Raw genomic sequence first — 11,770 nt, forward strand, 5'->3', positions numbered from 1 at the left:
TTTTGTCTATGCCATGATATGCTGCCTTCAGGAATTGGGTTCCTCGGTCAGTCCCATGCGCACAGCAAACAGCGCCGCCTGGGTCCGGTCTTCCACCCCGATTTTTTTAAAAAGATGGGTCAGATGATTTTTTACAGTCTTCTCACTGATGAACAACCTTTCCCCGATTTCCCGGTTGGTCAAACCCTGAGCCACCATGCCCAGAATATCCCTTTCCCGTCGGGTAAGCTGTTGCAAAAGCTGTTGTTCCTGCAGACGGGTCATCATGTGGCTGATTTTTTCCATTACCTCCGGGGCAATCACGGTTCCACCCCCGGTTACTGTGGCCACTGCCGCCAGCAAGTTATCAGCACTGATGTCCTTGAGCAGGTAGCCTGCTACCCCGGCCTTAATCACCTCCGGTGCCCGTTCATCCACCGCTACTGTTAGAGCGATGATCTTCACCCGGGGCATCAGCTGTTTCAGCTGGCGGATAGCCTGAATACCATCAGTACGGGGCATGTTGATATCCATCAAAACAAGATCGGGAAGACATTCCCGGGCCTTCGCCACTGCCTCCGCCCCATCTCCCGCTTCCCCCACCACCTCCAGGTTGGGCTCTAGAGCCAGTACCTTGCGTAAGCCTTCCCGGATCAGAGGATGGTCATCTACCAGCAAAATCCTCACTATCCCCATAGCTAAACCTCCCTATCCTTCGTTGAGCGGTACTTTCAGCAGAATCTCCGTCCCCTGCCCTGGTCGACTGCGCAGGATGAAAGTGCCTCCTAACAGTTCCACCCTTTCCCGCATACTGGTCAAACCCAGGCTCTCCCGTTGCTTGTTGGCCAGGGCTTGTTCCACATCAAACCCCTGGCCATCATCCTTGATCAGGATGTTAACACTATCCCGGCCCATTTCCAGCCGCACTATAACTTTGCTGGCCCGGGCATGTTTCCAAACATTATTGAGGGCTTCCTGGACCACGCGAAACAGTCCTACTTCCACCGCATTATCCAGGCGCCTTTCATAACCAAAGAAGATAAATTCCGTGTTTAAATTATATTTGCTCTTATAATCCTCCAGATAGCGACGCAAAGCCGGAACCAGACCCAGGTCATCTAAAGCCATGGGCCTGAGGTCAAAAATGATTTTACGAATATCCTGCAGGGTATTGCGTACCAGCTCTTTCAGACTCTGCAGTTCCCCTTTAACTTTGTCTGGCTTCAGTTCGAGCAATTTCTCACAAAATTCCATGCGCAAAACAATATTGGCAATGGCCTGAGCCGGTCCGTCATGGATTTCCCGGGCCACCCGTTTTCTTTCTTCCTCCTGGGCCTTGATCACCCGGATACTCAGGTTTTGTTTTTGTGCCAGCCCTTCTAACTGATTGTTGACCTCATTCAGACTTCCCGAAAGGAAATCCATGACCACAGCCACCTGGGAAGCCAGATTCTCCGCCTTGGCTACCGTTTGCTGCATGTTTTTCAATGTCACCTGCAGCTGGTCCCGTTTGGAGCGCAGCTGGTTTTCCCGTTCCCGTAACAGCAGCAATTGGGTCTGAAGCTCACTGGCAGTATCATAGGCCCGTTTTACTTCCGCTTCTGAATATTTGCCCAGGCTGCTATCCACTTCTGCCAGCCGTAACCTGGCCTGCTTGACTTTCAATTCCAGTATATCTACCGCCTTAATTACATCATTGACCTGGTTTTCCAGCAGGACCAGTTCCCGTTCCAGCCGTACCACTTCCTTGCGGGCTGTTTCCGCAATATCGAAGATTTGTTGTTTGCTGTTTTCGATAGCTTGCAGGGTATTTTTTACAACTTTGTCCAGTGCCTCCAGGGATGGCATGGGCTATTCCCCCTGTTACTTCGTGTTAATCAATAGATTCGCTTAAAAAAAACGGATTCCTGCTACCAGTCCCAAAAAATTTAGGACCATAGTCCCAAAAGAAAACCCCGGGCCCTCACCCGGGGTAATTTCTTCTGCAATAACTAGAGTCCGGCATCAGCCCGCAGGACTTCCACCTTGTCCAGGCGCTCCCAGGGCAGATCCAGGTCATTGCGGCCAAAGTGACCATAGGCAGCAGTCTGTTTGTAAATGGGCCGCCGCAGATCCAGAGTCTTGATAATACCCGCCGGCCGCAGGTCAAAGTGCTTGCGCACCAGTTCAATCAGCTTTTCTTCCGGCAATTTGCCCGTGCCAAAGGTTTCAATCATGATGGATACTGGCCTGGCCACACCAATCGCATAAGCCAGCTGCACTTCACACTTGTTCGCCAACCCGGCAGCTACGATGTTTTTGGCCACATAACGGGCAGCATAGGCACCAGAACGGTCAACCTTGGTGGGATCTTTACCGGAGAAGGCGCCACCACCATGCCGGGCCATACCGCCATAGGTGTCAACGATGATCTTACGGCCAGTCAGACCGGCATCCCCCTGCGGACCACCGATAACAAAACGGCCAGTAGGGTTAATGAAGTATTTGGTATTTTCATCCAGATATTCGGCCGGGATCACCGGTTTGATAACATGTTCAATCATATCCCGTTTGATGGTTTCCAGATCCACATCCGGGCTGTGCTGGGTGGAGATGACCACAGTATCCACCCGTACCGGCCGGTCATCTTCATATTCAACGGTAACCTGGCTTTTGCCATCGGGACGGAGGTAGGTCAAAAGCCCGCTCTTGCGCACTTCTGCCAGCCGCCGGGTCAGCTTGTGGGCCAGGCTGATGGGCAAAGGCATAAATTCAGGGGTTTCATTGGTAGCATAACCGAACATCATCCCCTGGTCGCCAGCTCCGATGGCTTCGATCTGCTCATCGGTCATTTCCCCGGTTTTAGCTTCTAAAGCCTTGTCCACACCCATGGCAATATCAGGGGACTGTTCATCAATGGCAGTGATTACAGCACAGGTATCGCAGTCAAAACCGAATTTGGCCCGGGTGTAGCCGATTTCCCGAATAGTTTCCCGGGCAATTTTGGGTATATCTACATAACAGCTGGTAGTGATTTCACCGGAAACCAGTACCAGACCGGTTGTAACCGAAGTCTCACAGGCCACCCGGGCATTGGGATCTTGAGCGAGAATGGCATCCAGCACCGCATCGGAAATCTGGTCGGCAATTTTATCCGGGTGTCCCTCAGTAACGGACTCAGAAGTAAACAAACGCTTGGCCACTGTGCATTCCTCCTTTTTCATTTCCAATAACTTATCATAACAAATGCTACCTCTTATGTCAAACTAAAAAATTTTTGTTTAAACCCCTTTTAAAGCGGCAATAATTTCATCAGAAAGTGAACATGAGGAGGAACTGAAAATGAAAAAAACCGCTGTCCTGAAAGAAGTAGAAAAAGAACTGAAGGCCTTAGAAAGCCTGCTCAGGAAGCATCCGCCCCGCCAAGCCAGGAACGGGGGACGAAAATAAAGGCAGCCTCCGCTTTGGCCTGGCCCAGTTTTCCCTTTACCATTTCATAAGCCCGGGCCATGACATAATAACTGGCGTCATGGGCATCTCCGGCTACCGCTACCGGCCAGTCCTGTTTCAAAACCCGCCAGGCAATTTTTTCCGCTTCTGTGCCAAAGGCCCCCAGCAGGCTGCCCGCGGTGATTTGAAAACCGGCTTCCAGCTCGGCCAGGCGCTGAATTTTGGACCAATCACAGGCCAGCGCTGGCGTCCGTTCCGGATGAGCAATAGCCAAACTGGCTCCAGCCAGCTGCAATTGATAGATCTGTTCCAGCCAGTTATGCCCTAAATAATCCCAGGGCAGTTCCAGCAACAGTCTCTCTCCTCCATTCAGCCCCGGCAGTTTTCCTTGCCGCCAGGCTGCTGGCAATTCCGGACTCAGCATAGCCTCACAACCGGGCTTGATTTCCAGGGGCCAGTCCAGCTGCTGTAGACGCTGATTCAATTCTGCCACCAGTTGATACATGCGCTGGCTGCCATGGCGTTTAACTTCCCGCCAGTGGGGAGTTGCCACTATTATTTTCACTCCGGCTCCAATGGCCAGTTGACACATTTCCAGAGTTTCCGTCCAATCCCGGGCGCCATCATCAAAGGCAGGGAGCAAATGACAGTGAAGATCAATCAATCTCTATCCCCCCTGAACTTATTCTATCACAGGAGGAAAAAATATGTACAGCCAAAAAACCTTACTCTGGCTTTTACTGCTTAGCTTTTTCCTCATACCGTGGATTTTCCTGTTTCAGCCAGATACTGCAGCAACTAACCCCGTTGGCCCACCCCAGCAGCTCTTGCGTTTGCACGTTATCGCCAATAGCGATCAGACTGCCGACCAGGCAGTTAAGCTGAAAGTCCGTGATGCCATCCTGGCCTATCTTACTCCTCGCCTGGTCAGGGCCACCAGCCTGGAGCAGGCTCAGGCCATCGTCATAGCAGCTGAGCCCGAAATTATCAGGATTGCCAATCAAACCCTGGCAGCGCAACAATTTCCTTATCAGGCCCGGGTGGAAATCGGCCGTTTCCCTTTTCCCAGCAAGAGCTACGGAACTTTCAATCTACCGGCCGGCCGCTATCTGGCTCTCCGGGTTTTGTTAGGACAGGCCCAGGGTAAAAACTGGTGGTGTGTGCTCTTCCCTCCTTTGTGTTTTGTTGATCTCAGTCATAGTATTGCCGAAAACCCCTCTCCTCCACCCCGTTTGCGTTCCCGCATCCTGGAATGGTGGCAGGAAAGGCAGAAAAATCATCCCCTGGCCCGCATGAGCTAGGGGATGATTTTCTTTACATACTCTTCCATTTGAGCCTGACTCTGGGCCCCCACTACTGAAGCAACTACCTGTTGCTGACTATTGATGAAGAAAAAGGCTGGAATAGCACTGACCCCAAACTGGGCTGCCAGCTGCTGCCCCTGCGGGTCATCCACATTGACAATCAGGAATTCCACCTGACCGGCATATTTGTTCTGCAGAGCCAAAACCACGGGCTCCATCTGTTTGCAAGCCGGTCACCAGTTGGCATGAAATTTGATCACCATCGGCCGTTTTTCCTTGTACCAGCGTTCATAGGTCTGCAGCGGATTAGAAGTTACCTGAAAGGCTGTCAGTTTCTGCTTTTCAACCGGCTTTTGCCCGCCGATACTAAACCAGTCTTCCAGGTAAGCAATACTGCCGATGATGGCTACCAGCACGATCACCAGGGCCAGCCAGCGTTCCTTGTTCATGCCTTGCCCTCCCTTCCTTGAACTAATTTCATTTTAACCTGAAACTGTTACGAAATTGTGTCCAGGGAGGGGTAATAGTCCAAAAATAGTCTACTTAATAGTCTACTTTTTTAAAGCTTCCGCAATGGCACGGCCCACTTCTCTGGTTCCGGCTCGCCCGCCCAGATCCGGGGTTTTAATGCCCTCCTGCAGGACCCGGGCTACTGCTGTTCTCACGCTCTGGGCAGCTTCCACTTCGCCAAGATGGCCCAGCAGCATGGCGCCACTTAAAATCAAAGCCAGGGGATTAGCCAGGTTCTGGCCAGCAATCTGAGGCGCACTGCCATGGACAGCTTCAAAAACAGCGGCCTTTACCCCCAGGTTAGCTCCGGGAGCCACTCCCAGACCGCCTACCAGACCAGCACAGAGGTCAGAAACGATATCCCCGTAAAGGTTGGGCATCACCATTACATCAAACTGCTCCGGCGCCTGCACCAGCTTCATACAGGCCGCATCCACAATCACATCTTCAAATTCAATCTCTGGATACTGGGCCGCCACCTGGCGGGCGCATTCCAGAAAGAGCCCATCACTCAATTTCATGATATTGGCCTTATGCACTGCCGTTACTTTTCGCCTGCCTTCCCGCCGGGCAAAGCTGAAAGCCGCCTCACAGATGCGGATACTGGCTTCCCGGGTGATGATTTTAATGCTTTCAGCTGCATCCTTGCCCACCCGGTGTTCCACGCCAGCATAAAGGTCCTCGGTATTCTCCCGGAAGATGACAATATCAACCCCGGTATAACGGCTGGGTACCCCCGGGAGATTCCGGGCCGGGCGTACATTGGCATAAAGGTCCAGTTCCTGCCTCAAGGTTACATTCACACTGCGAAACCCCGTTCCCACCGGGGTAGTAATTGGCCCTTTCAAGGCCAGACCAATTTCCTTAATCTGATTGATAACTCGCTGGGGCAAGGGGGTACCTTCGCGTTCAAGTACTGCCGCCCCTGCCTCCAGTTCAATCCACTCAAAATCCACCCCGGTAGCTTCCAGCACCTCCACTGCCGCTGCTGTTACTTCGGGACCTATCCCGTCTCCAGGTAACAAAACAACTTTATAACTCACCGCGCTCCCTCTTTTCCAGATATTCTTCATAGATGAAGATCAATTCCTTATCAAACAGGGACCGTTTCAGTTCCACCGCCGTGGCCCGTACCTTTTCCAGAATAGCAGCGGCATCTTCCTCTGACAGGTTAACCCCATATTCGGCAAATTTTTTCTTGATGGCAGCAGTACCGGAGTGTTTGCCTATCACAATCTGCCGTTCCAGACCCACATCTTCTGGCTTAAAGACTTCATAGGTCAGGGGGTTTTTCAATGCACCATCAGCGTGAATCCCCGATTCATGGGCAAACATGTTGGTACCGACAATAGCTTTCCAGGCCGGCAATTCCCGGTTGGAAGCCATGGCCACATACTCGGATAATTCACGGAAGCGCTCGGTTTTAAAATTAAGATCGATTCCATAGAGGATTTTTAAGGCCATAACCACTTCTTCCAGAGCGGCATTACCGGCTCTTTCGCCCAGTCCGTTTACCGTTACGCCCACGTAGTTGGCTCCCGCCTTCACCCCGGCCAGGGCATTGGCTGTGGCCATGCCAAAGTCATTGTGGGTATGCATTTCCACATCAATGCCTACAGAGTCGATCAGAGTTTTGACATTATTGTAAGTAGTAAAAGGATCCAGGATGCCGATAGTATCACAGTAACGCAGGCGGTTGGCCCCGGCTTCCTTGGCCAGTTTGGCGAACTGAATCAGGAAGTCCATGTCCGTCCGGGAGGCATCCTCAGCATTAACAGAAATATAGACTCCCTGACTTTTGGCATATTCCACGGCCTTGACCATGTTTTCCAGTACCCATTCCCGGGAGGTCTGTAACTTGTATTTGATATGAATATCCGAGGTGGAAATGGAAATAGCCACTGCATCCACACCGCAATCAATGGATTCCTGGATATCCCGCACTACCGCCCGGTTCCAGGCCATAACACTGCAGCGCAAACCCAGTCGGCAAATTTCCTTAATCGCTTCTTTTTCATCGCCACCCATAACCGGAATCCCGCATTCAATCTGGTCCACTCCGATTTCATCCAGCATGCGGGCAATCCGTACTTTTTCCTTGTTAGCAAATACTACTCCCGCCGTCTGCTCCCCGTCCCGCAATGTGGTATCCACAATGTAAATTTTTCTGTTTACCACCGTCATACCCTCCCTCGCCAGTAAAACTGTTGTATATCAAACATTATAATGGTAGCGAAGGAGAATATCAAGGGATTGGCCTATTTTTTTATAGTCCATTTTGTCGAAACATCGTTGTGTGCATTGGTGTATACAGTATTTTTCCTGGCGATTGTTCCCCTGTAATATGTTCCTTTTTCTGATGTCCAGCCTTTCTTGCTGGCAATCATCTGAATGGATTTTTTCTCCCCTGCGACCAGGCTGACAACTTGCTGGGCAGTTAGCCCTTCCTTGCGGGCCGTAACATTATATACCCCTGGTGCCAGCTTGCCGAGACTGAAATAACCTTTCTCATTGGTACGCAATCTGGTGGTGCCAACATAAACCACCGCCTCTTCCAGGGGCGCAAGGCTGGCTGACATCACCTGACCACTCAACTGGGCCCATTCCAGTACCGTAAACCCGCGGGCATTACTGATTACGCCGTTCTTCACCACTGTAAGCTGGTAACTCCCAGGGGGCAAGGACGGAATTGTGATCTGGATATTGTTCTCATTCCAGCTGGTGACCGCAGCCAGAGTGCTGCCAATCTGCACCTGACCCGGCCCGGTTCCAAAGCCAGCCCCACTGATTGTAACTGTATCGCCAGCGTAACTCTGTTCAGGTTCTATTTGTAGCACTACCGGTGTAGCATTTGGTGCAATCGCCTCAGCCAGGGATGAAGCCAGACCCCCAGCATGGCATTTGCCACAATCCGCCGCCAGCTTATGTCCGACCTGGCCATGCAACAATTCTGACCGATGACAGGCCTGACAGCGCCGGATGGCCCATTTATCCTTGATTTCGTGGCAAAGGTTGCAGTTTTCCAGACCAGTACCATGGTGGTTTTGCCCTGGCCCGGGATAAGGATGGCATTGTTCACAACTGCGTAAACCCGGTATCATGGCCGTATTCTCCACAATGGTCCCATTACTGTTAATATCCCAGTCCTGCACCAGTGCCGGCAAGTGGCAGGCTGTACACTGACCGCTCAAAGCTTCATTTCTCCGGTGATGGGGACTGCTGGCATGACACTGCTGGCACTTCCTTACCACTTCTACCTGTCCCGGTGCCGTCAGCAAATGACAGGCAGAACAATCCCGCTGATCAGCTGCTGCCGCCAGATGATGACGGTCCGCAGTGGAGGTACCATGACAGTTCCGGCACTCTTCTTCCCCTACTTCTTCATAAGTTTTATCCGGCATCCCATGTATTTCCGGCCGGGTTGCTACCGCAGGCGCAAGGATAGTAATATTGAGCTGATTGCTGCTGCCATTGCTGTTAACTACTGTTACCGGATAATTGCCGGCATTGAGATCAGGCAGGCGGATTTGCAAATAGTTATTCGACCACTGTAAGAGTTCTGCCTTTAGTGGCCCTATTTGTACCCAGCCTGAACCACCAAAACCGGTTCCATTCAGGCTTAGAATTGCTCCAGGACTGGCTTCGGTAGCGCTTATTTGCACCAAAACCGGCCGGGGCTGGGGCAATTCCGGGTCCGGCAGAGATGTGCCACTACCATGACACTGGTTGCATTCCCCACCGTGCAGGAGATGCAGCTTGCTGGACTGATGGCAGGAAAGACAGCGACTTACTGATATGCCCCCGGAATTGCTGCTGTGGCACCAGGAACACTGCTGTAATCCCTCCTCATGGTGTAAAGAAGTCAACCCTTCTGTATGACACAGCCGGCATTTATTGATATCCGCATCAGTGACTGCTGTTGTTGCTAACCCATAGTCATCTACCACATCCCCGTAATGACAGGCAGTGCATTGACCCAACTGGGCTTCCTGAGTCAGATGGTGACTGTCTTTCACATGGCAGATTTTGCAATCACTGACTGCGGTTATTTTCCCCTCCTGAGACTGGTGACAGTAATCACAGGTAACTACCAGTGCTTTCAAGCTCAAATGATGCCGGTTCTGCGTAGTACTGCCGTGACAACTGCGGCAGTCCATTTCTGTGAGTGCACCATAGGTACGATCCGGAAAGCCCAGCTGCTGGGTAGTTTGGGCCCAGGCTTGTCCGGTTAGAAGAAATAAAATTAAGGTATATAAAAATAAAATTGCTCTTTTCATTTAAATCCCTGCCTTCCTGACTAGCTAAGGGGAAAAGCCGCACTTCACAGAGGAAGTGCGGCTGAAATATTTAGTAAACCTTGAAAGTCTTTTCTGCGGTTACGCCACCAAAAGTTTTAATTTTTACTTTGTGATATCCTACTGTAAGCCCAGCGGGTACCTTGAACTGAATTTTTGTAGAACTCCAGAAGGTAGCCGGTACAGGCACCCCGTCAACCAGGATCTGGCTGGCACCCTGTTGCGCCCCAAAATTGTAACCAATAGCGGATATTGTCCAACCGACTTTAGCGGTAGTAGGACTGATCGAACCCAGATAAGGCACACCCCAGACATTCAATATATTGGTACCACCTATAGCCCCGGAAGCTTCTCCGGCCGGGCTGGATACCCTCACACTGTAGGAACCAGGACTCAAGGTAGTCGGTACAGTGAACTTGATGGTGTTATTGTCCACTACCGTAAATTCTACCGGTATCTGAGTAGCACCATAGCTCAGCTTGACACTGTCCACTGCCGGAACCAGGAAGTTCTTACCGGTGATAGTCACCTCACCACCGGCTTTGTACACTACATCTGCTGGAGCGATGTTATTGATTTGCGGACGGGCCCAAACAGTAAAGACCCGATACTGCGGACTTTCACCTTTCATGTTTACCAGACGCACATTATACTTGCCTGAGTTAACCATGGGCACAGTAAAGACTACCTGGTTATCAGTCCAGTAGTCAATCGGAGCCTCAGCATTTCCAAACATTACTTTGGAATAACCTTTAATAAATTCACCAAAGTTGGTACCGGTTACAGTTACCTTGGCCAGTATCGGTCCTTCATAAATATCAAAACTGTCGATAGTAGGCACAGCAACTGGCTGGGGCGGAGCCATTTCGGCAATCAAATTGGAATGGCACCCCTGACATCTTTCCACCAGCATGTTACCAGTTTCATCAACAGTGTGGCCTTTAATGGTGTGCAAAGTGCCGATATCATGGCACTGCTCACAATCCCGCACGGGGGCGCTGACATTGCCGAAATGACACTTGGCACAATCTATACCCGCATTAGCTACATAATGGTGAGTACTATTTTCACTCGGGTCATCTACCGGGCCAGGCTTGAAGATCGGTTTGGGTAAATCAGCCGAAGCATTGGTAGCATGGCAATTCCGGCAATCAGCAATGGCCGGAGTGATTAAGGATGCATCATAAGTAGGCAGTGGTTTGGAACCAAAGTCACTAACTACATTAGGATCGTGACAAGCAGTACACCGGCCCTCAATCGCATCTACGGTCTTGTGGTGAGGGCTTTCGGTGTGACAGGTTGTACATTCCCGGGGCACCGGCTGGATGGTGCCATTTTCAAACCCGTGACAACGATAACAATTACCTTCGATTTTAACGAAGTCAATACTATGGTGGCGATCGGCCAGGTTGGAGCCGTGACACTGTTCACAATCAGGACGGCTCAAAAACTCCCAGGTGGTATCATACAAACCTTCATTCTGCGGCACATAAGGCATAGTAAAGGCCGCAGCCAAGGCCGTGCCACTGCCAATGACCAGCAGCAATGCGGTCATCAGCAAAAGAATCCACCCTTTTCTCATCCGCGCTCCTCCTTTCAAAACTTTAAAACTCCGGTTTATGCAATCAATCACTTCCCTCTATTCACCTCCTTCCCATAAGGAATTATACCTTACGGGGCTGATTTTCTTTGTCGAAGTTGGTATGAGATGACATTTTTTCTTGCGACATTTTTCACCATCATTGCCTTTGCTCTCCCAACCTATACCGAATAATAAGGGACAGGTTGTCGATATACTGTCGAAACCTGTCCCTTAACTCTCAATATGTCAATCTGCTCTTAATTCCTTCCAGTATACTGCCCTTAATCACCACCTTTATCACCGTGCGGGCCGAAAGGTTACCATCATCGCCAGCACCAGCAGCGATAATGGTAACCGGATAAAGTCCATCCGGTAAATAGGGATCAGTGAAATGGATGCGAGCTCTGTTTTTCGACCGGGGATTAACAGGCAACTGCCAGGTGTTAGCCGGTGTCCCGGCCGGATTTGTCGGTTCCAGCAGCACCTGCTGTCCATCAGGAAAGCGGACCTGTACATATTTTGCTCCCGGACAGGGCCGACTTCGTCTAACTTTCTTTTCTACAACACTGCCATCAGGCTGCTGTTCATAAACAGTTTCTTCCCAGGTATAAGGGGTGGTGGCCGTTTCCACCACCAGGGCAAATACCTGTCCGGCTTTGATCTGGGCCGGT

Annotated in this window: 11 protein-coding genes and 1 pseudogene; 1 reads left to right on the forward strand and 11 read right to left on the reverse strand. The window is 50.9% G+C overall.

Features of this window, described 5'->3' with window-relative positions:
* Positions 1-27: 27 nt before the first annotated feature.
* The 4 genes from B5D20_RS10030 to B5D20_RS10045 all read right to left on the reverse strand — a co-directional run bounded on the left by B5D20_RS10030 (position 28) and on the right by B5D20_RS10045 (position 4,072).
* The gene (locus B5D20_RS10030; RefSeq protein WP_078666101.1) at positions 28-675 is read right to left on the reverse strand and encodes a response regulator; all 648 of its coding nucleotides are present in this window, start codon (positions 673-675) and stop codon (positions 28-30) included.
* A gap of 12 nt (positions 676-687) precedes the next feature.
* Positions 688-1,827, reverse strand: a complete 1,140-nt coding sequence (locus B5D20_RS10035; protein ID WP_078666102.1) for a sensor histidine kinase — start codon at positions 1,825-1,827, stop codon at positions 688-690.
* A 143-nt stretch (positions 1,828-1,970) separates the two neighbouring features.
* Positions 1,971-3,161, reverse strand: a complete 1,191-nt coding sequence (gene metK / locus B5D20_RS10040) for a methionine adenosyltransferase (RefSeq protein WP_078666103.1) — start codon at positions 3,159-3,161, stop codon at positions 1,971-1,973.
* A gap of 200 nt (positions 3,162-3,361) precedes the next feature.
* Positions 3,362-4,072 (reverse strand): tyrosine-protein phosphatase, encoded by a 711-nt coding sequence (locus tag B5D20_RS10045; protein WP_078666104.1) that lies wholly within the window; start codon positions 4,070-4,072, stop codon positions 3,362-3,364.
* A 43-nt stretch (positions 4,073-4,115) separates the two neighbouring features.
* Between B5D20_RS10045 and spoIIR the strand changes: the two genes are divergently transcribed.
* On the forward strand, positions 4,116-4,709 hold the full coding sequence (gene spoIIR / locus B5D20_RS10050; RefSeq protein ID WP_078666105.1) for a stage II sporulation protein R: 594 nt from the start codon (positions 4,116-4,118) through the stop codon (positions 4,707-4,709).
* On the opposite strand, the pseudogene B5D20_RS10055 reads toward spoIIR, so the two are convergent.
* The 7 genes and pseudogenes from B5D20_RS10055 to B5D20_RS13920 all read right to left on the reverse strand — a co-directional run.
* A pseudogene (locus tag B5D20_RS10055) lies at positions 4,706-4,933 on the reverse strand (thioredoxin family protein); the annotation flags it as partial. The gene spoIIR and the pseudogene B5D20_RS10055 overlap by 4 nt on opposite strands.
* A gap of 12 nt (positions 4,934-4,945) precedes the next feature.
* Positions 4,946-5,161, reverse strand: coding sequence for a hypothetical protein (locus B5D20_RS10060; protein ID WP_078666107.1), 216 nt, complete (start codon positions 5,159-5,161; stop codon positions 4,946-4,948).
* Positions 5,162-5,263: 102 nt separating this feature from the next.
* Positions 5,264-6,265, reverse strand: coding sequence for an isocitrate/isopropylmalate dehydrogenase family protein (locus B5D20_RS10065; RefSeq protein ID WP_078666108.1), 1,002 nt, complete (start codon positions 6,263-6,265; stop codon positions 5,264-5,266).
* A complete protein-coding gene (gene nifV / locus B5D20_RS10070) occupies positions 6,255-7,400 on the reverse strand; it encodes a homocitrate synthase (protein ID WP_107754149.1) in 1,146 nt (381 codons plus the stop codon). The genes B5D20_RS10065 and nifV overlap by 11 nt, the downstream gene beginning before the upstream one ends.
* A gap of 80 nt (positions 7,401-7,480) precedes the next feature.
* Positions 7,481-9,499: an IPT/TIG domain-containing protein gene (locus tag B5D20_RS10075; protein ID WP_078666110.1), complete on the reverse strand. Its 2,019-nt coding sequence runs from the start codon at positions 9,497-9,499 to the stop codon at positions 7,481-7,483.
* A 70-nt stretch (positions 9,500-9,569) separates the two neighbouring features.
* Positions 9,570-11,099: an IPT/TIG domain-containing protein gene (locus B5D20_RS10080; protein ID WP_078666111.1), complete on the reverse strand. Its 1,530-nt coding sequence runs from the start codon at positions 11,097-11,099 to the stop codon at positions 9,570-9,572.
* A 238-nt stretch (positions 11,100-11,337) separates the two neighbouring features.
* Positions 11,338-11,770 (reverse strand): hypothetical protein (locus tag B5D20_RS13920; RefSeq protein WP_159444464.1); only part of this gene is annotated, 433 nt, incomplete at its 5' end.

This window comes from Carboxydocella sporoproducens DSM 16521, assembly GCF_900167165.1.
GTDB lineage: Bacteria > Bacillota.

Bases quoted from the DNA above. Each gene is read 5' to 3' on its own strand.
- B5D20_RS10030 (WP_078666101.1), bottom strand. From the start codon at position 675: ATGGGGATAGTGAGGATTTTGCTGGTAGATGACCATCCTCTGATCCGG.
- B5D20_RS10035 (WP_078666102.1), bottom strand. From the start codon at position 1,827: ATGCCATCCCTGGAGGCACTGGACAAAGTTGTAAAAAATACCCTGCAA.
- spoIIR (WP_078666105.1), top strand. From the start codon at position 4,116: ATGTACAGCCAAAAAACCTTACTCTGGCTTTTACTGCTTAGCTTTTTC.
- B5D20_RS10060 (WP_078666107.1), bottom strand. From the start codon at position 5,161: ATGAACAAGGAACGCTGGCTGGCCCTGGTGATCGTGCTGGTAGCCATC.
- B5D20_RS10075 (WP_078666110.1), bottom strand. From the start codon at position 9,499: ATGAAAAGAGCAATTTTATTTTTATATACCTTAATTTTATTTCTTCTA.
- B5D20_RS10080 (WP_078666111.1), bottom strand. From the start codon at position 11,099: ATGAGAAAAGGGTGGATTCTTTTGCTGATGACCGCATTGCTGCTGGTC.